This is a genomic window from Anaerobacillus sp. CMMVII, assembly GCF_025377685.1.
In the GTDB taxonomy this organism is placed as follows: Bacteria; Bacillota; Bacilli; order Bacillales; family Anaerobacillaceae; genus Anaerobacillus.
Map to the genome: position 1 here is coordinate 382,518 of NZ_JACEHK010000001.1, position 23,659 is coordinate 406,176.

Below are 23,659 nucleotides of genomic sequence, written 5' to 3' on the forward strand. Positions count from 1 at the left end.
AAACTCTAAACTCAAAACTCATCACTCAAAACTATTAATGGGAGGTTACTATGTCTAGTGCATATAAACAAGCGGGAGTAGATATTGAGGCGGGTTACGAGGCTGTTGAACGGATGAAAAAGCACGTAAGAAGGACGCTTCGTCCTGAAGTATTAGGGGGCCTAGGATCGTTTGGTGCAATGTTCGATCTTACAAGTTTTAACCACTTTAAGGAGCCTGTTTTAGTTTCTGGTACGGATGGTGTCGGCACCAAACTAATGCTAGCTTTTATGCTTGATCAGCACGATACGATTGGAATTGATGCTGTGGCGATGTGTGTCAATGATATCGTTGTTCAAGGCGCAGAACCGCTGTACTTTTTAGATTACATTGCTTGTGGCAAAGCTGAGCCTGCCAAAATTGAGGCAATTGTCAAAGGGATTGCCGATGGTTGTGAACAAGCGGGTTGTGCACTGATTGGTGGAGAAACAGCTGAAATGCCAGGTTTATATGGAGAAGAAGAGTATGACCTTGCTGGTTTTTCTGTGGGAATTGTTGAAAAATCAAAGCTTTTAACGGGAGATACGATAGGAGAGGGCGATGTTATTGTAGGTCTTTCTTCAAATGGATTACATAGTAACGGATTTTCATTAGTGCGAAAGATATTACTAGAAGATGCCAAACTAGATTTAAATAAGGTATATGGCAAGTTAAGCAAAACGTTAGGTGAAGAGTTATTAACCCCGACTCGTATTTATGTGAAGCCGATCCTTGAAGTGCTGAAGAAACATCAAATCAAAGGACTTTCCCACATTACAGGTGGAGGCTTCTACGAAAATATTCCTCGTTCTTTACCAGCTGGTTTAAGTGCGGAAATTGATTATGGTTCATGGCCAATTCCTCCTATATTTGATTTGTTGAAAGAAACAGGGGAATTATCATATCGCGACATGTTCTCTACGTTTAATATGGGAATTGGCATGGTCTTAATTTTATCTAGGGAAGAAGCGGTTGCGACAATTAAAGAGTTAGAGCAACTTGGAGAGAAGGCGTTTATCCTTGGTCGTGTCGGAAAAGGGGAAGGTGTCCATCTAGGAGGACTTTTCGAATGAGAAAGATAGCTGTTTTTGCTTCAGGGAGTGGGACCAATTTTCAAGCAATTATTGATTCAATTGAGACCGGCCATTTAGCTGCTGAAGTGGCTCTCCTTGTTTGTGATAAGCCAAATGCATTTGCCATTGAGCGAGCAAAGCAACATAAGGTTGATGTATTACAGTTTGTTCCGAAAAACTTCGAAAATAAACAGGCATTCGAGAAAATGATATTACAACAGCTTAAAGCATTAAATGTTGAGTGGATCATACTAGCAGGTTATATGAGATTAATTGGCGAAACATTATTAGAAGCATACGAAGGACGAATTGTAAATATTCACCCATCGTTATTGCCTTCATTCTCAGGGAAAGATGCGATTGAACAAGCGTTTGATGCGAAGGTAAAAGTAACGGGTGTGACCATTCACTTCGTTGATGCTGGAATGGATACTGGCCCAATCATTGCTCAAGCACCTATTTTTATAGAGTCAACTGATACAATTGCCTCGGTACGAGAAAAAATTCAAGCCGTAGAGCATCAATTATATCCGCAGGTCTTGAAAGAGTTATTACATGATCAAAAAGTTGAAAGAGAGGTTTAACTACAAATGAAACGTGCCCTTATTAGTGTTTCAAACAAGGAAGGGATTATCCCTTTTGCTAGTCAGTTAGTCGAACTAGGAGTGGAGATTGTCTCAACTGGTGGTACGAAGAAAGCAATCCAAGAAGCTGGCATTCCTGTCATTGGAATTTCGGAAGTGACTGGCTTTCCAGAAATATTAGACGGACGTGTAAAGACACTTCATCCAAATATCCACGGTGGCTTACTAGCAATGCGTGAAAGTGATGACCATTTGGCACAATTGGCACAGCATCATATCAAGCCGATTGACTTAGTGGTGGTAAACTTGTACCCATTCCAACAAACCATTGCAAAGCCTGATGTAACGTTTGCAGATGCAATCGAAAATATTGATATTGGTGGGCCAAGCATGCTTCGTGCGGCAGCAAAAAATCACCAGCACGTGACAGTTGTTGTCGATCCTCTTGATTATGAAACAGTGATTAGCCAATTAAAAGAAGGGGCTGTTTCCAAAGAAACTCGTGCTCGTTTAGCAGCAAAAGTATTCCGTCATACGGCGGCTTATGATGCGGTTATCGCTGAATACTTAACAAATGAAGTAAATGAAGAGTCTCCTGAATCTCTAACTGTAACCTTTGAGAAGAAGCAAGACCTACGTTACGGAGAAAATCCGCACCAAAAAGCTTCATTCTATCAAAAACCTCTTGGAGCTAAAAGCTCAATTGCTAATGCAAACCAACTACATGGTAAAGAGCTTTCCTACAACAATATTAATGATGCTGACGCAGCGTTAGCGCTCGTTAAAGAATTTACAGAGCCTTGTGCTGTGGCGATTAAACATATGAACCCTTGTGGAGTAGGTGTCGGTTCGACAATCGAAGAAGCTTATGACAAAGCCTATGCAGCTGATCCTGTCTCTATTTTTGGTGGAATTGTTGCCCTTAACCAGGAAGTTGACGCTGCTACTGCTCTAAAAATGAAAGAAATTTTCTTAGAGATTATTATTGCGCCTTCGTTTACAGAAGAAGCCTTAGAAATCCTAACATCAAAGAAAAACTTACGACTCTTAACAGTACCGTTCACTGCAGATGCAAAAGTAGAAAAACGCTTAACCTCGATCCATGGCGGCTTGTTACTTCAGGATGAAGATACATACGGGCTTGAAGAAGCGAACGTAACCGTTGCCACCAAGCGTGAACCAACTGAGGCAGAGTGGGCAGCGTTGAAAATGGCATGGAAGGTTGTTAAGCATGTGAAATCCAATGCGATCGTTCTAGTCAAAGATGATATGACCGTTGGTGTTGGTGCCGGACAAATGAACCGAGTAGGCTCTGCAAAAATTGCGATCGAACAAGCAGGTGAAAATGTAGTTGGATCAGTTATGGGTTCGGATGCTTTTTTCCCGATGAATGATACTGTCGAAGCAGCGGGCTTGGCAGGGGTAACCGCAATTATTCAACCAGGCGGATCAATCCGTGACGAAGACTCAATCAAGAAAGCAGACGAACTAGGCATTGCTATGGTTATGACAGGAGTAAGGCATTTTAAACATTAATAAGTTTTGAGTTAAGAGTGTTGAGTGTTGAGTTATTGTAGGTCTAGCTTCGAAGCAAAGCTCTAGGAACTCAAAACTCAAAATTCAAAACTCAAAACTCAGAAAAGGGGTGTTCTCTTTGAAGGTATTGGTTATCGGTAGTGGTGGTCGTGAGCATGCGATTGCTTGGAAGTGTGCTCAAAGTTCTAAGGTTGAACAGGTATTTGTTGCTCCTGGCAATGATGGTATGACAGAAATTGCTCAATTGATTCCAATTTCAGAAGCTGACAGTGAAGCACTCATTGCTTTTGCTATAGAAGAAAAAATTGACTTAACGATAGTTGGACCAGAGGTGCCACTATTAAATGGGCTAGTTGATGACTTTCAAGCCAATGGTCTTGTCGTATTTGGACCTAGAAAAGCAGCAGCTCTTATTGAAGGAAGTAAATCGTTTGCCAAAGAAATCATGAAAAAATATGCGATCCCAACTGGATTTTTTGAAACATTTACAGTTCCCTCAGAAGCAAAGGCTTATGTAGAAGAAAAAGGCGCACCAATTGTAATAAAAGCCGATGGTCTTGCTGCTGGCAAAGGAGTCGTTGTTGCAATGACAGAAGCAGAGGCGATAACAGCTCTTGAAAATATGCTTGAAAAAAGTGCATTTGGTGATGCAGGTAAAAAAGTAGTGATTGAGGAGTATCTAGCAGGCGAAGAGCTATCCTTGATGGCGTTTGTTCATGATGAGGTTGTTGTTCCGATGGTCGGTGCTCAAGATCATAAGCGTGCTTTCGATGGAGATCAAGGTCCTAATACTGGTGGAATGGGGGCATACTCTCCAGTTCCTCAATTTAGCCAAAGTGATGTCGAAGAAGCAGTTGAAAAGATCCTTGTACCAATGGCTAAAGCCATGAAGCAAGAAGGCAGAACATTTACAGGAATTCTTTATGCAGGCTTAATGATGACAGCAACAGGAGCGAAAGTCATTGAATTCAATGCCCGTTTTGGTGATCCTGAAACACAAGTGGTCTTACCTCGATTAGAAAACGATCTGGTTGAAACCATTCTTGGCCTTTTAAATGGTGTGCAAGTTGAGTTGAGTTGGTCAGACAATGCTGTTGTAGGTGTCGTACTAGCGTCAGCGGGTTATCCTGGAAGCTATGAAAAAGGAAAACAGTTCTCTGGACTGGACAAAATGGCTGAAGACACGTTAGTTTTCCATGCAGGCTCAAAAAAAATTGCTGGTGAATTTGTCACGAATGGCGGTAGAGTCTTGTTACTTGCCAAAGAGGCACCAACCTTACTTGAAGCACAACAAGCGGTGTACAAAGAAATACCAAAGATTGTATCAGATGCTTTATTTTATCGAAGTGACATTGGTAGTAAAGCCATTAGGCAATTGCAAAAAAATTAAGGTCGACTGCCACGTTTCTTTTTCGTGTAAAAATAAATAAGGGCTACAACACAGCCAATAAATAACACATAAACAAACATACTATCCAACGCAAATTCAAAGAAATTATTCACAATTTTCACCCCTTATTTTTATAGAGAATGCTGACCCCTCTTTGGAGTCAGCATTTTTGTTTGAAACCACGAAGCTCTACATTTGTATTAGCTAGGGTTTACAAGGTCGTCATAAGACTTCATATCTTCATCGTTTCCATTTGTCATTTCTACCATTTTTTCTTCAAAAAGATACGTTAACGGACAAAAACGAGTAATCCCCTCTGCAACTTTCATCGCTCCAGCCATAATGACCATTAGCGGTGTGCTCGTGCTGTACGGACGTTTCACTAGCTTTGAAGTGCCCCAAGCAAGCATTGTAAATCCACAGGTAAGTCTAATAAAAGAGTTAAGTAAGCCAATATTTGGTGTGATTCTTCTCATGTTTTCACAACTCCTTCGCATTCTTACAAAAATAAATAAATTGTCAATAAACTTTAATGGGTTAAACGAGCAAAATGTGTTACTATAGTGGAAACACATTTTTTACAAAAGTTGTATACTTTAAGATACTAACTATCCAAGCCTAATAAAGACTGAAGGCTCTTTTTAATAACTTTTTGCTTTTCTAAAAACGAACTAATCATGCAGAAATTATGATCTCGATATTGCTATCGATGCTGCTTGACTTAAAAAAAACAGACGAAAATAAATACGTAGAATAGGGTGATTTACATGGCAGAAAGGTTTGAGCGCTGGACTAAAAAACAAATTCGTAAGCAGCTTCAAATCCTTCGTGGTGAGGTTGCACCGACAATCTGTTTGAAAAATGCAACCTACCTAAATAGTGTGCGCAAAAAATGGCTTCAAGCAAATATTTGGATTTTTGAAGATCGAATTATATATGTGGGCGATGAGATGCCTTTAAAAATGGATACAACAGAAGTATTTGATTGTAGTAATCGCTTCTTAGTACCTGGATATATTGAACATCATGCACACCCGTTTCAATTATATAATCCCCATAGCCTTGCTGAATATGCATCAGTTCGTGGGACTACAACACTTATAAACGATAATCTTATGTGGTTTTTAAATACAGATAAAAAGAAAGCGCTTACACTTATTGAGGGACTAGATAAGCTACCTACATCGATGTTTTGGTGGTGTCGATATGATGCACAAACTGAACTTTTAGATGGCGAAGAAGTTTTTTCTTATTCAAAAATGAAGGCGTGGCTTGAACATCCTCTTGTTGTTCAAGGTGGCGAGTTAACTGCTTGGCCAGATGTCTTGAATGGTGATGACAGTATGCTTCATTGGATGCAAGAGACAAAAAAGCTGTCAAAACCCATTGAAGGACATTTTCCAGGAGCTTCAGAACGAACGCTCACCCAGATGGCCATATTAGGGGCTAATTCCGATCATGAATCAATGACAGGAAAAGAAGCACTAATGCGTTTAAATATGGGGTACACAACTTCATTACGGCATTCTTCTATTCGGCCTGACCTTGCAACAATTGTAGAGGAGTTATTAGAGCTTGGATTGGATGATTTTAATCGTGTCATTATGACAACCGATGGTTCGACACCGAGCTTCTATGAACAAGGCTTTATGGACTTATTGATATCAATAGCCATAGAAAAAGGGATACCTACAGAAGACGCGTACGCAATGGCTACGTACAATGTAGCTCGGCATTACCACTTAGATGATTATATTGGAATGATTGCACCTGGTAGGATTGCTCATATAAACATATTAGAAAAGAAAAATGATCCTCAGCCAATGGCCGTATTAGCAAAAGGGATCTGGGTAAAAAAGTCAGGTATGGATTGCTATCCAGTTGTAAACTTCCCTTGGAGTGACTATGGAGTGGCCCCGCTTCAATTAGATTGGGAGTTAACGATGAACGATATGCATTTTTCAATGCCACTTGGAGTTGAGATGGTAAATGCTGTAATCCTAAAACCATATCAAATTTCAATTGATGTGACCCAAGCAGTCATTCCACCTGAAAGTGATGAGAGTTTTTTCATGATGATTGACCGTGAAGGACATTGGTTAATTAATACTGTCGTAAAAAACTTCTCAAAAAATATATCAGGATTCGCTTCTTCTTTTTCTAATACTGGAGATATTATTATTATTGGGAAAAGCAAGAATGATATGTTACTAGCTTTCCAGGAATTGAAAATGCAACAAGGTGGTATCGTACTAGTTGAAGATGGTACTGTAATCAATCGTATTGAGCTGGAGTTATATGGAGTTATGTCTATGAAGCCAATGGAAATTCTTATAGAGGAAGAGAAGCTGCTTGTCCGTGCCTTAAAAGAAAGAGGTTATCCTTTTGAAGATCCAATTTATAGTTTACTATTTTTTGCATCGACTCATTTACCTTATATCCGAATCACGCAAAGAGGAATTTTTGACGTAAAGAAGAAAACTGTACTCTTTCCTTCGATTATGCGTTAAACTATAAAAGGAAGCATCTAAGTAAAGGAATGGTATAGAATGAAAAGGCTTACTTTAGGTTTGACTTTATTATTTATCGTTATCATAGTAGCTGCTTGTAATAATGAAGTGCCAGAAGTTCCAGATGTCGTTGAGAATGAACAAGAGTTAGAACAAGAACTAGAACCAGTGCCGGAACCAGAAAAAGAAGTATTTATAAATACCTACCCGTTAACCGGAGTCGGTACAAATGATGAGGTAAATGATCGAGTATTTGGGGTTATGATTGAAAATACTCGCGCGGCAAGACCACAATCAGGTCTTTATCAAGCTGATTTAGTGTATGAAGTACTTTCAGAGGCAACTATTACTCGATTGCTGGCGTTTTTCCATAGTGAAAAACCAGCAGTTATTGGTCCAGTTCGGAGTGCGAGAGATTATTATATTCGCTTAAATAATGGTTATAATGCTATTTACGTTTCAGCTGGTGGAAGCCCCCAAGCATTTGAAATGTTCAAAAAAGGGCAAGTAGATTTTATTAGTGGCTTAGAGTATGATGGAAGGTTTTTCTCGCGTTCGTCTGCGAGAAAAGCCCCTCACAATATGTACACAACCTATGAGAACTTACTTAAAGCCGCAGAACATTCCAAACGCTCCTTAACAGTTTCCCCACCTTCACTACCATTTTTAGATGAAGAAACTGTGGTAACTGGAGAAAAGGCAATTCAAATTGGGATTAATTATGGCAGTAGTGCCAATAATGTTCAGTATCAGTATGATAAAGACCTTCAACGCTATATAAGGATTGTGGGCGGAGAACAAAGCTTAGATCTTGAAACGAACCATCCTGTTTTGATTGATAATATCTTTATTGTTGAAATGAGCCATCGAGTCATTGATGATGTTGGTCGTAGAGCCATCGATACAGATTCAGGTGGACAAGGGTTGCTTATTCAAAATGGTGTTTATCAACCTGTTCAATGGGAAAATGTTGGGGCGCAAATTTTACCGATGAAAGATGGGGAAATTGTTGGTTTCCTCACAGGAAAGACATGGATAAATGTCGTACCGAAGTTAACCTCAAATGTGAGTATTGAGTAAAAAACAAATTGGAGGATGAATGAGATGCAAATCGATAAATTAAGAGGAAAAGAATTAGATCAGTTATTTTTATCAATCCTAAGCCTAAAAAATTTAGAAGAGTGTTATCAATTTTTCGATGATCTTTGTACGATTAACGAAATTCAATCATTAGCACAACGTTTAGAAGTGGCCCGTATGCTTCGTGAAGGCTTTACATATCAAAAGATCGAGGCTGAAACTGGTGCTAGTACAGCAACAATTTCTCGTGTGAAGCGTTGCTTAAACTATGGTAATGATGGCTATGAAATGACACTAGAACGTGTCAAAGAAATGCAACTAAACGAAGAAGTTAAATAACTAATAAACGATAAAAAGCATAGCATTGGCTATGTTTTTTTTTATTCATTTTCTAATCTATACTTGTTAGGTTCTAGGACCTCTTATATTTTAGAGGTGCGGCGGATCGAACGTGATTTTTACAAAGTTATACTGATCAGTGCTCGATACGGGGCGGATCGAACGTAATTTTTACAAATCTATCCAGATCAGTGCTCGATTGGGGGCGGATCGAACACTATTTTTACAAATCTATCCAGATCTGTGTTTGATTCGTGGCGGATCGAACTTGGTTTTTACAAATATATCCAGATCCGTGTTCAATTCGTGGCGGATCGAACACGATTTTTACAAATCTATCCAGATCAGTGCTCGATTCAGCGCGGGTTGAACACGATTTTTACAAATCTATCCAGATCAGTGCTCGATTCAGCGCGGGTTGAACACTACTTTTACAAATCTATCCAGATCTGTGCCCGATTCGGGGCGGATCGAACACAATTTTTACAAAATCTATCCAGATCCGTGTTCAATTCGTGGCGGATCGAACACGATTTTTACAAATCTATCCAGATCTGTGTTCGCTTCGTGGCGAATCGAACACGATTTTTACAAATCTATCCAGATCAGTGCTCGATTCAGCGCGGATTGAACGTAATTTTTACAAATCTATCCAGATCAGTGCTCGATTCAGCGCGGATTGAACGTAATTTTTACAAATCTATCCAGATCTGTGCTCGATTCGTGGCGGATCGAACGTAATTTTTACAAAAACTATCCTAAACCGTGCTCGAATCACATCGAATCGAACCTTACTTGGGTTGTTCCACCTGACAACTACATGAAAACTTTCTTCATAAAATTGCTAACGTACCCTATTGAGTGAAAAACAAAAAAACGAGTAAAAACCTATTATGATATCTACTCGTTATAATTATTCTTTTGATCGAATCCTCTAGCGAAAAAGTTACCTATCTAAAAAATCCACTAAACATCTTCATCATTGGCCCCATTTGACCAACCAGTCCTAAAGCAGATTGAACACCATTTCCAATTTTATTTAAATCAAACTTACCATTAGGGTCTCTAATTAGTGACTGGGGGAATTGTGGTGCTTGCTGCTGCGTATTCCCACTGTTTTGCCTACCCTGTGGTTGAAAAAAGCTATTTGAAAAGGGATTTTCTTCTTGGACATTCTGGTTGTCATAATTAAAAGGGAATGTATTAAATCCACTTAGCATTTTGCTCGAAGAATTATTTGCACCACTCATTGGATTTTGCTGTTGCATCATATTAAAGGGAAATGAATTGTTATTGCCACCCATCGGCTGCATCATGTTAAAAGGAAATGAATCATTAGTCCCGCCCATTATTGGGAATTGCTGCATCATGTTAAAGGGAAAGGAATGATTAGCGCCACTAGCTTGCTGCTGCATCATATTAAAGGGGAACGAGTTACCTGCCCCCCTCATCATCGGATGTTGTTTCACCATATTAAAGGGGAATGATCCCCCACTAGCCATTGGATGCTTCATCATTTGGCTTTGAAGCTGGAAAGGGCTAAAACCGATTTGATTATTTTTAAACATGCTTGAAAATGGAAACATATAAACCTCCTTTAATCTCCTTTAGGAAGGATATAAGGCGCATATCAATGCGACTTACACTAACTATCCCAACTAGTTTATGTATAAAAACCTAGATTGCGAGGGTGTTTAACTAGTTAGTAATAACTAAGGCCTATTTTAATAATTAGTAGAAAACAGTTGCAAAAGCACAGTCAAATGTGTGCCTGTTTCAATAATATAGTAGAGAAATAGGACAAATGGAGGGATGGAAATGACTCATCAATATTATGATATTTGCTGCAAACATCGTGGCAAGGTTGTCACGATCTATGAGAAATGTGGAAAAGTTCATGTTGGAAAGATCGTTAACGTAGATCATCAATTTGTTTATATTGAGCCAACATCTACTGGAGTAACTGGTTACGGCTGGGGGCTAGGTTGGGGTTATCCAGGTTTCGGATATCGACCATTCTTCCCAATTGCTTTAGCAGCCATTGGTGGTTTTGCATTAGGTGCTGCTTTGTTCTGGTGGTAATAAGAAAGGTGGAAAAACGGCAATCCGTTTTTTCACCTTTTTTAACTTTAAAACTCTAGGTCATGCACCTATCCTACATTTGCTCATAAAATATGAAGTGAAAAAGGAGGCGGGCGACCTATGAATATGAATAAATTTTTCCCAATGAATAACGGCGGGGGTGGTAATGGTAATTGGAAGAAGGCTTTACCAAACTTTTTAGGTGAAGACTTCTTTTCAGATTTTCAAAATTTAATTTTTGACAGTAATGGACCAAAACTTAATATATATGAAAATGGAAATGAACTTTTATGTATTTTTGCGCTACCAGGTCTAAAGCTTGAGGAAGTAGATATTTATGCATATGAAAAAACTCTAGAAGTTAGAGGTACTCTTCATGTTGACTATAACGGTTTCCGCTTAATTCAAGAGGAGATTACTCAGGGGCCGTTTAAACGAACGGTTGAGTTACCATACCCAGTGAGAGATGACAAGGTAGATGCTTCATTTCAACGTGGAGTGTTAATTATTCACCTACACCGCTTGATTAGGTCGACACCGATAAAAAAGAAAGTGAACATCCAAAACTTAGATGATGAGTGAGAGAAGCTGTATGATTTGCAGCTTCTTATTTTTTGAAAATACGTCCCTAAAAAATGGGCTAGTTCGGAAGTGAATCTTTCATTTAGTTAGGCATTTAGATAAGCCATAAGGAATATAGATAGGTTAGTATGTGCTCCTGCCTCTGCCCATTTGCAACATGAAGTACATCGGAATTGAAGAGAAAAGGATGTGATACGTGGTGGGTTTTTTCGATAATCATGGATTAAGTTTTCGAAAGAAAAAAGCCCTCGAGAGTGATCGTACAACTGATTTACTAGGAATTGAGCAAGCACAAAAGGAAGCAAAGATTCCTGAAATTGAGAATGAAAAAATTCTTCAAAGATCAGTAAAGTATGGGTTAGAAGCGGCTCCATCGATTGGTGATCGGACAATTTCAACGTTCACTCGAGAGCCTAGACCTGCATATGCAGGCATTCCGACATTTTTGAGAACACCATTTTTAGAAGATGTACGTAAAGTAGGAGAGTACGACGTAGCCTTTATTGGTGTCCCATTTGATATCGGTACGACTTACCGTGCCGGTGCCCGGTTCGGACCTGAGGCATTGCGTCGTATTTCCAAGCTCTATACGAGTTACAGCTATGAAAAAGGCGTCGATTTAGTAGAGTCACTTAAAATGTGTGATGTTGGTGATGTGTTTACAATTGCCAATATTGAAAAGAGTTTTGACCAAATTTATAAAGCAGTTTCTCACGTTTTTGCACAAGGAACCCTACCGGTGATGCTAGGAGGCGACCATGCAATTGGCTACCCATGTTTACGAGCCATTGCTGAACATGTTGATGGTAAAGTTGGAATCATTCATATGGACCGCCATCTAGATCTACAGGAAAAGGATATGGATGAGCGGATGCATACGACCCCTTGGTTCCATGCTACAAACATTCCGAATGCACCACCATCTAACCTAGTTCAAGTAGGGATTGGCGGTTGGCAGGTGCCGAGAGAAGCGGTTCAAAATGTCCGCAAGTTCGGAACAACAGCCATTTCAATTGATGATGTCGAAAAATTAGGGATTGAGAAGGTTGCAGAAATTGCCCTTGAAAAAGCATGGTCAGGTGGAGCGAAGGCTGTATACCTAAGTGTTGATATTGATAGCTTTGATGCAGGATTTGTACCAGGTACTGGTTGGCCTGAGCCTGGAGGCTTCCTTCCAAGAGAAGGCTTGAAGTTTTTAGATATTGTTGCAAGAGAAGGTATTTGCGGAATGGAGCTAGTTGAAGTGTCACCTCCGTACGATGTAAGCGACCAAACAGCATTGCTTGGTACACGTATTATTGCAGATGTTTTAGCGGCGATGGTTGATGCTGGGAAATTAGGCAAGAAGTTCTCGTAACAAATGAAAAGTCCATTTGTGGTGTTAAATACACAAGTGGACTTTTTATAAAAACCTATCAATGATAAAAATGGACAAACCAAGGGGTGATGAAATGTACGCAATAGAAATCAACAACGTTTCATATAGTTATCCGGACACAACAACAGCTATGGAAAATATCTCGTTACAGCTTCCGATGGGTGCAAAAATTGCTTTATTAGGACCTAATGGTGCAGGGAAGTCTACATTACTACATCATCTAAACGGATTGAAATTACCTCAGCAAGGCACGGTTTCTATCATGGGAATTCCTTTAAATAAAAAAAGCGCGAAATTAATTCGCCAAAAGGTAGGGTTGGTGTTTCAAGACCCGGATGATCAAGTAATCTCTGGAACTGTATGGGAGGATGTCCAATTTGGACCCCGTAATTTAGGGTTATCAGAGGAAGAGGTTGAAGCGGTTAGTAACGTTGCCTTAGGTTCTGTAGGGATGCTAGAGTTTAAGCAGAAAGCCCCATACCAGCTTAGCTACGGGCAAAAGAAGAGAGTAGCAATTGCCGGAGTATTGGCCATGAAACCTGATATCGTCATCTTAGATGAACCTATGTCTTACTTAGATCCTCAAGGCCAAGATGAGGTTGCGGCTCTACTTCAAGGACTAAATTTTATGGGGAAAACAGTTCTACTTTCAACACACGATGTCGACTTTGCTGTTTCTTGGGCTGATACGATCATCATCATGAAGGACGGAAAGCTTCTTGAATACGGTGGTCCAGAGCTGTTAGTTAATGAGGAACTAGTGAGGAATGCAAACCTTCATTTACCTCGAATTGCAAGGTTGTTCCGAATGATCCCTAACTTAAATTTAGAAAAGCTTCCGACAAATGAACAACAAGCAGCTAGGTTACTTTATAAGTTATTAAACACTCATGCAGCAAGGAATTAATTAAACGTTTGATTAAGCCTAATCGGAGTTTTAATTAAACGTATGATTAAATTACCTTACCACTTTAATCAAACGTTTGATTAATAATTCACCTTTATGACTTTATCAACTTAGGCTTACCAATTTCATAGTAAGCCTAAGTTGATAGTTTATTGATCATTAAATCCTTCCATTTCATCCATGTTTTCTAACGCTTCAGTATCGATGTCATTAAATTTTATTTCGCCTTTTTCCTCGAGTAATTTTTTCAAGTTTTCCGCATCAGTCAGTGCTGAGAGGCCGATATTAAGTGTTCCTGATAATTCTTCTACGGTGAGTTCCTGAATTTTATAATTGATGTTCTCAATATTAATCGGTTTTAGATTTTCTACCTTTTCTTTAAGTTCTTCATTTTCCTTTTCTATTTCTTCCAATTTGTTTTGTAAATTTTCAAGTTGATTCATCACAATATGTGCGTATTTATCTTGAGTTGGTAATGGAATGCCACTTTTAGTCAGTATGTGTTCTTCAGTTTCTTTTTTCTTTATCATATCCATATTTTCCACGAAACCTTCTTGATCCCAGTACTGCTGCTCAGTTAATTGATAGGCAGGATTTTGATATTGCTGAGGAAGATATGGCGTAAAGTGTTGCTGATATTGACATTGGGATGGATCCGTACACCCCAAAGAACACGGTTGATTAAGATAGTACATATAAGGCCATTGGTAGTAATACATTAATATTCACCCCTGATATAGTCTCTAACTAAGGTATGATAATTGGGCGCTAGGCGTTCATCTATTTTAAAAAAATCACCACTAATCTCAAAAACTAAAATTAGTGGTGCTGGATATGATGCTGTTTTCTTAAGGTATAAGAATTGGTGGTACTCCCAGTGGTGGATGAAACTCAATAGCCTCATCATTTTCTTCATCATTTTCAGGCTCTGTTTCTTCGTAATTTTCTTTCGGAAATTGAGCACTAGAAGCTCGATTATCTGTAAAAACAGTTTTTCCAATGTTTAAAGAACCAATGGTACTAATTGAGTTTACCCGAATATTCTTAATGTTTATTTGCATAGGGTTCTAGTCCTTTCCTGCTAATTAAATCTGTGCCTGTGCTTGGTCCTGAACATCAGGATCATTTGTAAGGTTGGCATTATTAAACTGTAAAGGTGAGAAGTTTGCATCCCCAGGTTGTAAATAACCAACATTTGATTTTATGTTTCCTTGAAAGCCTTTCATAATAGAATTACCAAAGTTCACTGATGCATTTGCTGATAAGTTATTTAGTCTAATTCCAACAATATTGTTCATATGAGTCAAAAACATAATATCCCCCTAAGGTCTTTAAATTTGTGCCTGGACTTGATCTTGCACGTCTGGATCATTCGTTAAGTTAGCGTTATTAAATTGTAAAGGAGAGAAATTCGCATCCCCTGCTTGTGCGTAGCCGACATTCATCTTAATATTTGCTTGATGTCCTTTATGGACGACATTCCCAAAGTTAATTGAAGCATTAGATGATGCACTGTTAATTCTTATCCCAAGGATATTGTTCATATGTGTCAACATATACACATCCTCCCATTTTTTGTCCTATACTCTTATCGTATGTTTTAAATGGGATGATGACACAGAAAGTGTAAAACAAAATGGTATATGGGAGAAGCCCAAAATTATGACAAAAACCTATCTCTTGAATAAATATATATTGTTATGTACCGAAAAACGTTTAGGAGGTAAGTCACAAAGTGAAAATTCATATTACGAAAAGCGGAGAAACCCTTTATCAAGTTGCTGAAAGGTACAAAGTAGATGTTAACGTTTTGTATGGTCACAACCAACATATTGCTGATCCACATAATCTTCAAGAGGGGTTGCAATTAACTATTCCTTCATTGGTAGGATTGGAGGGAGTGATGGCTCCTAAGCTAGATGGCAAAGGAAATGTTTGCGCTTATGTTGCAGATGAGCCTGTACAATATAATAAATTGAATATCAAACATTGGCCATCTCAAGACTATACGCAACCAATCTATGGAACTCATTTTAAAGAGAAAGACTTCCAGCAAGCTGAAGTTTATCCGCAATATCCTCATTACCCGCAGCATCCACAAACACCAATGCCTGTGCAGCAACAACATCGATATCCAGGGTATTATCAATACCAGCAACCAAATCATTGGAATTATTAAATAACCTGAGGCTAATTTCTTACTACTAGGAAATTAGCTTTTTTATTTTCTTTGGCAATGTTTTTGGGTCCTTTATGATACTTAAGAAGTATTAATTCCCTTTATTAGAATGCAATTGGAAAAAAGTAATTGAAAATACTCCACTTGGAATGATGAGTAGGCAGGCATTTTTTGATATAATAACCGAATGAGGATATGAGATAACAAAGGGGTTTATAAAAATGCTTGAATACCATGAGTGGAAACACGTGTTTAAATTGGATCCTAATAAGCAGATTAGTGATAATGACATAGAGAGAATTTGCGAATCGGGAACAGATGGGGTTATGATCGGCGGCAGCGATGGCGTAACTGAAGATAATATATTAGACCTATTAATGAGAATCCGACGTTATTCGGTCTCTTGTGCGCTAGAAGTGTCGTCACTTGAGACGGTCATTCCTGGCTTTGATTACTACTTTATTCCCTCTGTATTAAATAGCGGAAATGTGAAATGGGTTAACGGTTTTCATCATCAGGCTGTGAAGGAATTCGGTGCCATCATGAATTGGGATGAGATCGTGATGGAAGGCTATTGCGTGCTAAATTCAGAAAGTAAAGTCGCGGTACTTACCGACGCAAACACGGAGATAACGACTGATGATATCGTTGCGTATGCTCAAATGGCAGAGAAGATGTTTAACTTCCCTATTTTTTACATTGAATACAGTGGTGTCTATGGAGAGGTAGAAGTTGTCGAAAAAGTAAGCAGGAGCCTTGAGATAACGAAATTGTTTTATGGTGGCGGAATAGAAACATTGGAGCAAGCGAAAGAAATGGCCCAATACGCAGATACAATTATAGTTGGGAACATTATCTATGAAAATATTGAGCAAGCGTTAAAGACCGTTAAATGTAAATTGTAGAATTATCTTTGGATAGGCTATGAAGTGTTACTACAAAATAATTCTGCATTTTACATTCTTAATTTAATATATTAAAATAAAAACAGAACATACGTTTTGGTGGTGAGGGTAATAATGAATGTACAAGCGGTATTAAATGGGTTAAATAATGAACAACGAGAAGCGGTTAAGCATACTGATGGTGCTTTGTTAATTATGGCTGGAGCAGGATCAGGAAAAACAAGAGTATTAACAAATCGAATTGCCTACCTAATTGGCGAAAAAGAGGTTGCTCCTTGGTCAATCTTGGCCATCACTTTTACGAATAAGGCAGCCAAAGAAATGAAAGAACGTGTAAAGAAAATCATTGGACCTGTTGCAGAGGATATTTGGATATCGACATTCCACTCTATGTGTGTCCGAATTTTAAGAAGAGATATTGACAGAATTGGGGTAAAACGTAATTTTACCATTCTTGATCCAGGTGACCAGTTGTCAGTCATCAAGCAAATTTTAAAACAAAAAAACATCGACTCAAAGAAGTTTGAACCTAGAAGTCTTTTAGGTAGCATTAGCGGTGCTAAAAATGAATTGAAAACAGTCAAGGACTATGCGAAAACTGCTAAGGGTCCTTACGAATCGACAGTTGCGGATGTGTATGAGGCTTATCAGAAAGAGTTGCGAAAAAACCATGCTCTAGACTTTGATGATTTAATCATGACTACGATCCAACTGTTTACACAGGTTCCGGAAGTACTCGAGTTCTACCAAAGAAAATTCCAATTTATCCATGTTGACGAATACCAAGATACGAACAGAGCCCAATACATGTTAGTAAAAATGTTAGCGGAACGTTATAAAAACATTTGTGTGGTTGGGGACTCGGATCAGTCTATTTATGGCTGGCGTGGAGCTGATATTTCTAATATCTTATCGTTTGAAAATGACTATCCAAAATCAACGACAATCAAGCTAGAGCAAAATTATCGTTCGACAAAAACGATTCTTCGTGCCGCAAATGAGGTTATTAACAATAACTTTAACCGTAAACCGAAGAATCTATGGACGGAAAATCAGTCTGGTGAAAATATTGCTTGTTTTGTTGGTGATACTGAGCATGATGAAGCATATTTTGTTGTTGGAAAAATTAAAGAGTTAATGAAGGAACACGACTATAAGCTTACAGATATGGCGATTTTGTATCGTACCAACGCGCAATCTCGTGTAATCGAGGAATTATTAGTGAAATCGAACATCAACTATAATATCGTTGGTGGGACAAAGTTCTACGACCGAAAAGAGATTAAAGACGTGTTGGCTTATCTACGCGTAGTAGCTAACCCTGACGATGATATTTCTTTACGAAGAATTATAAATGTTCCGAAACGAGGGATTGGCGCAACGACCGTTGATAAGATTGCAGAATTTGCTGCATCGCAAGGAATTTCAATTTTCCAGGCGTTACACGAAGTTGAGCAAATGGGCTTAGCGAAAGGTGCAACAAATAAACTTGTAGAGTTTATCGATCAAATGCGGGGTTGGGTTCAGTTAGAAGAATATTTATCAGTGACGGAACTTGTTGAGGAATTACTAGATAAAACAGGTTATCGTGAAATGTTAAAAAATGAAAAAACGATCGAAGCCCAAAGTCGTCTTGAAAATATTGATGAATTCCTGTCAGTTACCAAAGAGTTTGAAAAGAAGAACGATGATAAATCGTTAGTAGCCTTCTTAACAGACTTGGCACTTATCGCTGATATCGATAAAGTGGATGAGGATGAAAATGAGCAAAAAGACTCAGAAAGAGTGTTGTTAATGACGCTCCACTCTGCAAAGGGATTAGAATTTCCAGTTGTCTTTTTAATAGGTATGGAGGAAGGAGTTTTTCCTCACAGCAGATCTCTTTTTGAAGAAGAGGAGATGGAAGAGGAACGAAGGCTTGCCTATGTGGGAATTACCCGAGCGGAGCAACGCCTGTATTTATCTTGTGCGAAAATGCGAACTTTATTTGGCCGCACAAATACAAATCCGCAATCTCGTTTCATTAAGGAAATTCCTAGTGAAGTATTAGATTCACTTAATGAGGAAAAAGAAGCAGCGCCGGCGTGGGCTAAAACGTCTCGTTCAATGTCTACTAGCGGCGGAGGCTTTGCTGCCACGCAAAGACAAAGAATGACAACAACGTCGAAACCACAAATGACAACTACAGGTGGAGATCAATTCACATGGCAGGTAGGCGATAAAGCAGAACATAAAAAGTGGGGGATTGGTACGGTTGTGAGCATAAAAGGCTCTGCTGAAAACGTGGAGTTAGACATTGCCTTCCCACAACCAATTGGAATTAAGCGCCTAGCTGCTAAATTCGCTCCAATTACAAAAGTATAATGTAGAATTCAAAGTGTAGAATGTAGAATTGGTGCTTCTAAGTATTACTAGCAAAAACTCTACCCTTTACACTCTACACTGTAAAGGAAGAAAGGAAGAATGGAACGTATGGAAGCTGAGAAAAGAATAGCTGAACTAAGAGAAACGCTTGAGGAATATGGTTATCACTATTATGTATTAGACAAACCGATTGTGTCCGATGCTGAGTACGATAAAGCGATGCATGAGCTTATTCAGCTTGAACGTGAAAATCCAGAGTTGATTACGGAGGATTCGCCTTCTGTTCGAGTCGGTGGCGAACCGCTCCCTTACTTTGAAAAGGTTCAACATGATATTCCAATGTTAAGCTTAGGGAATGCGTTTAATGAACAAGACCTTCGAGATTTTGATCGTCGTGTGTCTGAAGGATTTGGTGAACCTGTCTCTTACGCTTGTGAGCTGAAAATTGATGGACTTGCTGTATCGTTGAGATATGAGCAAGGTCGTTTCGTTCTAGGTGCAACAAGAGGTGATGGTACAACGGGAGAAAACATAACGAATAACTTAAAAACAGTACGTTCCATTCCAATGAAATTGAAAGAAGCGGTAAGCCTTGAGGTTCGTGGCGAAGCGTTCATGCCCAAGAAGTCCTTTGAAAAATTAAATGAGGCAAAACGAGAAGCAGGGGAAGAGCCGTTCGCCAATCCCCGTAATGCTGCAGCGGGTTCACTGAGACAATTAGATCCTAAGATTGCAGCAAAAAGGAATTTAGACATCTTTCTTTATTCTCTCGCACAAATTATTGATAAAGAGCTGCCTACACATACAGCAGCACTTGAATATATGAGTCAGCTAGGGTTGAAAACAAACAAAGAGGCTAAACATTGCAAAAATATTGATGAAGTCATTGAATATGTTGATAGTTGGCTAGATAAGCGTCCGCATCTACCTTACGAAATTGACGGAATTGTTATTAAAGTAGACTCTCTTGAAGCGCAAAAAAAACTAGGCTTTACGGCAAAAAGTCCAAGATGGGCGATAGCTTATAAGTTCCCTGCTGAAGAAGTAGTGACTACTCTTGAGGGAATTGAATTAAGTGTTGGGCGCACTGGTGTCGTGACTCCGACAGCTTTATTGACGCCAGTACAAGTCGCAGGGACAACAGTCAAACGAGCTTCATTGCACAACGAGGATTTAATTCGTCAAAAAGATTTAAAAATTGGAGATAAAGTTGTTATTAAAAAAGCCGGCGACATCATTCCGGAGGTTGTAAATGTTCTTGAAGAATTACGAACAGGTAATGAAGAAGAGTTTCGGATGCCCACTCATTGTCCGGCTTGTGAAAGCGAGCTTGTTCGCCTAGAAGGAGAAGTGGCCCTTCGTTGTATTAATCCGAAATGTCCTGCCCAAATCCGTGAAGGTTTAATTCATTTTGTATCAAGAAACGCGATGAATATAGACGGACTTGGGGAACGTGTGATTACGCAGCTTTTTGAACACGGGCTAATTAAGGACGTCGCGGATATTTATAAACTACAAAGAGATGAACTCTTAAATCTTGAGCGTATGGGTGAAAAATCAGTGGATAACTTGTTAAGTGCGATAGAGGCTTCTAAAGAAAATTCATTAGAGAAGCTGTTGTTTGGCCTTGGCATTCGTTTTGTTGGTGCTAAAGCAGCAAAAACCTTAGCTCAATATTTTGAAACGATTGATCACCTTCAAGAAGCGAGTGAAGAAGAGTTAGTAGCGATTAATGAAATTGGTATAAAAATGGCAGAGTCAATTGTACGTTATTTTAACTTGCCTGAAAGTTACGAGTTAATCAATGAGCTTAAAGCCTCAGGTGTAAATACCAATTATAAAGGTCAAAAGATAGAAATAGTCGGCGATTCAATCTTTTTAAATAAAGTTATCGTACTAACTGGTAAACTAGAGATTTTAACAAGAGAAGAAGCAAAAGAAAAGATCGAAGCCCTTGGTGGGAAAGTTACGGGGAGCGTTAGTGCTAAAACGGATCTTTTAATTGCTGGAGAAAAAGCAGGTTCAAAGCTTACTAAAGCAGAAAGCTTAGGGATTGAAGTATGGGATGAGCAAAAGCTAATTGAGCAATTAAATAAATAGGATGGGGCTGGTTGGCAGTTGTGTCAACCGCTCTCCTTTTGTAGTTTATGGTTGAGGAGGGTTGTTGTATGAAACGCTTATTAAGTGTATTAGTGATTGCACCGCTTGTGTTAACGGGTTGTATTGGTATCCTTGAAAAGGAAGATGAAATTATCATAGTTGAGGAAACAGAAGCTGATGAACAAGTTATTATTAGTCCAAACTTAAATACACCTGAAAACTATTATAGGACCGTTTTACATGAAGGGGATTACCGACATAGTGAAGCAAGGGGATTAGTACCGCATGCGATTAATAACCGTATCGATATTAATCAGTTAGAAATTGGGTTGATGGAGCTAGCTCAAACAAGATTTCCGCAAGACCAGTATTTTTTTCAAGAGGGACAGTATTTAGAAGGGGCCTTAATCAATCGTTGGTTGCGTAGGTATGACCCAGACAGTGAAAGTCATCGTGAGGGATTAAACCCACCTTTAGGTGAGGGAGACACGGCAAGAGAGAAACATGAGAACCAACCATCCTACTTGTCTCATATCATGGAGCATAACTATTTACGAGAAGTCGATGCGGGGACCATTGAATTAGGGGGCTTAGTTCTAGGGATATCCTTGAATTCAGTTTATTACTATCAAACAGAAGCCTACGGAACTGTCTTTGACTATGCTTTAGATGAAGAAGAGATTTTTGAAGAGGGAAAACGGATTGCTATTGAGGTCTTAAATCGTGTTCGTGAGCGCGATAATTTAGCCAACGTCCCTATTATGATTGCTCTCTACAAGGAGGAACGAAGACAGTCAATTGTCCCAGGGACCTTTATGGCACTTACAGTAATTGAACCAGGGAAACGGATTGAGAAATGGGAAACAGTGAGTGATGCCCATTATTTCTTTCCTTCGAGACAAGCTACGACTGATTTCCGAGAGGAAGCGACTCGATTTGATAACTTTAAGCAAGATATTGATGGCTTTTTCGACAATTATGTAGGGATTGTTGGAAGAGGAAGATATAAGAACAATCAGATCCAAGAGTTAACAATTGATATAAATCTGCAAACGAATGGTAAAGCAGAAATTATCGCAATGACTCAATATGTTACAGACCGAATGAAAAAGCATTTTCCATCAACCTTAACTATTCAAATTTATCTAACCTCTTTGGAAGGCCCCGAAAGCATCATTGTCCGTCATGCTGATGAGGAGCCATTCGTTCATATTTTTAGGTAGAGCAATAAGCATATCGATTTCGGTATGCTTTTTTCATGTGTAAAAAATTGAAATTTCTGTAAACTAACGAAACTTTTGCAGAACTAATTCGTATATATGTTATGTAGCGCACTTTCACGATCTCGAAAATCAATATAAGAGAGGATGATTGGATGCAAGAACGGTGGGTAAATAAGCTCCTTGATGAAAAGTACTATGCTGGTTTTGGGACGCGAATGATTGGGATGTTTTATGACCTAATCACATTGTCTGTTGCCATAATCGTGGTCGGAACAATCACTACAAGGTGGATGTTTGGCCAAACCAATGCTCCGGATGTAAATAATATAGAATTGGTTCGTCAGTATATGTGGGAGCATGAGATGCATTTGTTTGTCATTAACTGGCTTGTATTAGCAACAGTTGCGATACTGATTCAATATGTCCTTCCGACCTTTTCAAGACAAACAGTTGGAATGAAGATGCTGGGCCTTTATTTACGTGATGAGCATGCCAAAGAAATTAGCAAAAAGCAATATCTAAAACGTGAGTTGATGAAGTTATACTTGTTTCCGACAATTCTATTTTCCATAGGGAACCGGAAACGACCATTATATGATGAAAAATCAAAAACGTATTTATTAAAATAGAGAGGGGGAAAGCAATGTCTATCATCAAAAAAAGTGTTCTATATGGCGTCGCATTTCTCTTTTCACTATTCTTATATTTCATGTTTGTTTTTCCACACGTTCTCTCGGGATTCCTTGAAAATCACCAGGTCATTCAAGGGTTAATTTTTTTGCTTATATTACTGTTCCCAATGTTTATTGCTTGGCTATTTGTAACAAGGGGCAAAGTCGCTTTCTTCATTTCACTCCCTTTTTATTTACTTGGGTTATTTCTCTTATATCGAGGCTTCTATCTAACGGGGCAATTCTCAATGATAGATTACCTTTTTCAAAGAATACAAAGTGTGGGTGGAAATGAAACTTCAAGTAGTGTATCGGGATCATTTATAGGTTTGGAAAGTTTTCTCCTCTATATTTTTGTCAGCGAGTTTGGGATTTTGTTAGGATATTTTTTATGTAAACCAATCAAAAGACACGGGTAAATTTTCATGGAAGCAATCTAATTTAGATATGCTTCTTTTTTTCGCCTATTTAGACAAGATTGCGTCTATTATTTTTTAAGAAGTAATATATATAATGTGGAGCTGTTTTCCAATAGTCAATGATTTTTTCTGCTTTTTTTAAAAAAATTCAAACTTATTTAAATTTATCTGTCTGAATATATATTCCTATATAACTATGAAAACGCTTTAATAAGCGTAAAATTTGTATAAAAATACGTTTAAATTTTTCTGGAATAATATTTAGAATGTTCTTTCTTTTATTTTATGTTATATTTTCAACTATCCTCTTATAAGGATT

At 38.6% G+C, this 23,659-nt stretch carries 24 protein-coding genes; 17 read left to right on the forward strand and 7 right to left on the reverse strand.

Annotated features, from left to right (window positions below):
- Window positions 1–50: 50 nt before the first annotated feature.
- From purM to purD, 4 genes are all read left to right on the forward strand, one after another.
- Window positions 51–1,091: a phosphoribosylformylglycinamidine cyclo-ligase gene (purM, locus tag H1D32_RS02060; protein WP_261176495.1), complete on the forward strand. Its 1,041-nt coding sequence runs from the start codon at window positions 51–53 to the stop codon at window positions 1,089–1,091.
- The gene (gene purN / locus H1D32_RS02065; RefSeq protein ID WP_261176496.1) at window positions 1,088–1,675 is read left to right on the forward strand and encodes a phosphoribosylglycinamide formyltransferase; all 588 of its coding nucleotides are present in this window, start codon (window positions 1,088–1,090) and stop codon (window positions 1,673–1,675) included. The genes purM and purN overlap by 4 nt, the downstream gene beginning before the upstream one ends.
- Before the next feature lie 6 nt (window positions 1,676–1,681).
- Window positions 1,682–3,211 carry a bifunctional phosphoribosylaminoimidazolecarboxamide formyltransferase/IMP cyclohydrolase gene (purH, locus tag H1D32_RS02070; protein WP_261176497.1) on the forward strand — a complete coding sequence of 510 codons (1,530 nt, stop codon included), beginning with the start codon at window positions 1,682–1,684 and terminating at the stop codon, window positions 3,209–3,211.
- Window positions 3,212–3,329: 118 nt separating this feature from the next.
- Window positions 3,330–4,601, forward strand: coding sequence for a phosphoribosylamine--glycine ligase (gene purD, locus H1D32_RS02075; protein WP_261176498.1), 1,272 nt, complete (start codon window positions 3,330–3,332; stop codon window positions 4,599–4,601).
- Here purD and H1D32_RS25230 read toward each other — a convergent pair.
- Window positions 4,598–4,714, reverse strand: coding sequence for an EYxxD motif small membrane protein (locus tag H1D32_RS25230; RefSeq protein ID WP_396126127.1), 117 nt, complete (start codon window positions 4,712–4,714; stop codon window positions 4,598–4,600). The genes purD and H1D32_RS25230 overlap by 4 nt on opposite strands.
- An 87-nt stretch (window positions 4,715–4,801) precedes the next feature.
- Entirely contained in the window at window positions 4,802–5,077 is a 276-nt protein-coding gene (locus tag H1D32_RS02080) for a YgaP family membrane protein (RefSeq protein ID WP_261176499.1), read from the reverse strand.
- A 291-nt stretch (window positions 5,078–5,368) separates the two neighbouring features.
- Between H1D32_RS02080 and H1D32_RS02085 the strand changes: the two genes are divergently transcribed.
- The 3 genes from H1D32_RS02085 to H1D32_RS02095 are packed head-to-tail and all read left to right on the forward strand — an operon-like array spanning window position 5,369 to window position 8,530.
- The gene (locus H1D32_RS02085) at window positions 5,369–7,111 is read left to right on the forward strand and encodes an adenine deaminase C-terminal domain-containing protein (protein ID WP_261176500.1); all 1,743 of its coding nucleotides are present in this window, start codon (window positions 5,369–5,371) and stop codon (window positions 7,109–7,111) included.
- A 39-nt stretch (window positions 7,112–7,150) separates the two neighbouring features.
- Window positions 7,151–8,191, forward strand: a complete 1,041-nt coding sequence (locus tag H1D32_RS02090; protein ID WP_261176501.1) for a DUF3048 domain-containing protein — start codon at window positions 7,151–7,153, stop codon at window positions 8,189–8,191.
- Window positions 8,192–8,215: 24 nt separating this feature from the next.
- Window positions 8,216–8,530 carry a YerC/YecD family TrpR-related protein gene (locus H1D32_RS02095; RefSeq protein WP_261176502.1) on the forward strand — a complete coding sequence of 105 codons (315 nt, stop codon included), beginning with the start codon at window positions 8,216–8,218 and terminating at the stop codon, window positions 8,528–8,530.
- 950 nt (window positions 8,531–9,480) lie between these two features.
- Here H1D32_RS02095 and H1D32_RS02100 read toward each other — a convergent pair.
- Window positions 9,481–10,116, reverse strand: a complete 636-nt coding sequence (locus H1D32_RS02100) for a polyadenylate binding domain-containing protein (protein WP_261176503.1) — start codon at window positions 10,114–10,116, stop codon at window positions 9,481–9,483.
- Between the two features lie 232 nt (window positions 10,117–10,348).
- On the opposite strand from H1D32_RS02100, the gene H1D32_RS02105 reads away from it, so the two are divergent.
- The 4 genes from H1D32_RS02105 to H1D32_RS02120 all read left to right on the forward strand — a co-directional run bounded on the left by H1D32_RS02105 (window position 10,349) and on the right by H1D32_RS02120 (window position 13,479).
- Window positions 10,349–10,612, forward strand: a complete 264-nt coding sequence (locus H1D32_RS02105; protein ID WP_261176504.1) for a hypothetical protein — start codon at window positions 10,349–10,351, stop codon at window positions 10,610–10,612.
- A gap of 120 nt (window positions 10,613–10,732) precedes the next feature.
- The gene (locus H1D32_RS02110; protein WP_261176505.1) at window positions 10,733–11,194 is read left to right on the forward strand and encodes an Hsp20/alpha crystallin family protein; all 462 of its coding nucleotides are present in this window, start codon (window positions 10,733–10,735) and stop codon (window positions 11,192–11,194) included.
- A 199-nt stretch (window positions 11,195–11,393) separates the two neighbouring features.
- On the forward strand, window positions 11,394–12,551 hold the full coding sequence (locus H1D32_RS02115; RefSeq protein ID WP_261176506.1) for an agmatinase family protein: 1,158 nt from the start codon (window positions 11,394–11,396) through the stop codon (window positions 12,549–12,551).
- 94 nt (window positions 12,552–12,645) lie between these two features.
- Window positions 12,646–13,479 carry an ATP-binding cassette domain-containing protein gene (locus tag H1D32_RS02120; RefSeq protein ID WP_261176507.1) on the forward strand — a complete coding sequence of 278 codons (834 nt, stop codon included), beginning with the start codon at window positions 12,646–12,648 and terminating at the stop codon, window positions 13,477–13,479.
- A gap of 149 nt (window positions 13,480–13,628) precedes the next feature.
- Here H1D32_RS02120 and gerPC read toward each other — a convergent pair whose 3' ends face one another.
- The 4 genes from gerPC to H1D32_RS02140 all read right to left on the reverse strand — a co-directional run bounded on the left by gerPC (window position 13,629) and on the right by H1D32_RS02140 (window position 15,035).
- Window positions 13,629–14,198: a spore germination protein GerPC gene (gene gerPC, locus H1D32_RS02125; RefSeq protein WP_261176508.1), complete on the reverse strand. Its 570-nt coding sequence runs from the start codon at window positions 14,196–14,198 to the stop codon at window positions 13,629–13,631.
- A 129-nt stretch (window positions 14,199–14,327) separates the two neighbouring features.
- Window positions 14,328–14,540, reverse strand: coding sequence for a hypothetical protein (locus H1D32_RS02130; protein ID WP_261176509.1), 213 nt, complete (start codon window positions 14,538–14,540; stop codon window positions 14,328–14,330).
- 24 nt (window positions 14,541–14,564) lie between these two features.
- Window positions 14,565–14,792 carry a spore germination protein gene (locus H1D32_RS02135; RefSeq protein ID WP_261176510.1) on the reverse strand — a complete coding sequence of 76 codons (228 nt, stop codon included), beginning with the start codon at window positions 14,790–14,792 and terminating at the stop codon, window positions 14,565–14,567.
- A gap of 18 nt (window positions 14,793–14,810) precedes the next feature.
- Window positions 14,811–15,035, reverse strand: coding sequence for a spore germination protein (locus H1D32_RS02140; RefSeq protein ID WP_241657738.1), 225 nt, complete (start codon window positions 15,033–15,035; stop codon window positions 14,811–14,813).
- A gap of 179 nt (window positions 15,036–15,214) precedes the next feature.
- On the opposite strand from H1D32_RS02140, the gene H1D32_RS02145 reads away from it, so the two are divergent.
- From H1D32_RS02145 to H1D32_RS02170, 6 genes are all read left to right on the forward strand, one after another.
- Window positions 15,215–15,658: a LysM peptidoglycan-binding domain-containing protein gene (locus H1D32_RS02145; protein ID WP_261176511.1), complete on the forward strand. Its 444-nt coding sequence runs from the start codon at window positions 15,215–15,217 to the stop codon at window positions 15,656–15,658.
- A gap of 221 nt (window positions 15,659–15,879) precedes the next feature.
- Complete coding sequence (pcrB, locus tag H1D32_RS02150) at window positions 15,880–16,563, forward strand: heptaprenylglyceryl phosphate synthase (protein ID WP_261176512.1); 684 nt, start codon at window positions 15,880–15,882, stop codon at window positions 16,561–16,563.
- A 114-nt stretch (window positions 16,564–16,677) separates the two neighbouring features.
- Complete coding sequence (gene pcrA / locus H1D32_RS02155; protein WP_261176513.1) at window positions 16,678–18,927, forward strand: DNA helicase PcrA; 2,250 nt, start codon at window positions 16,678–16,680, stop codon at window positions 18,925–18,927.
- Window positions 18,928–19,026: 99 nt separating this feature from the next.
- Window positions 19,027–21,027: an NAD-dependent DNA ligase LigA gene (gene ligA, locus H1D32_RS02160; protein ID WP_261176514.1), complete on the forward strand. Its 2,001-nt coding sequence runs from the start codon at window positions 19,027–19,029 to the stop codon at window positions 21,025–21,027.
- A gap of 68 nt (window positions 21,028–21,095) precedes the next feature.
- Window positions 21,096–22,250 (forward strand): CamS family sex pheromone protein, encoded by a 1,155-nt coding sequence (locus H1D32_RS02165; RefSeq protein WP_261176515.1) that lies wholly within the window; start codon window positions 21,096–21,098, stop codon window positions 22,248–22,250.
- Between the two features lie 152 nt (window positions 22,251–22,402).
- Window positions 22,403–22,879 (forward strand): RDD family protein, encoded by a 477-nt coding sequence (locus tag H1D32_RS02170; protein WP_261176516.1) that lies wholly within the window; start codon window positions 22,403–22,405, stop codon window positions 22,877–22,879.
- Window positions 22,880–23,659 lie beyond the last annotated feature (780 nt).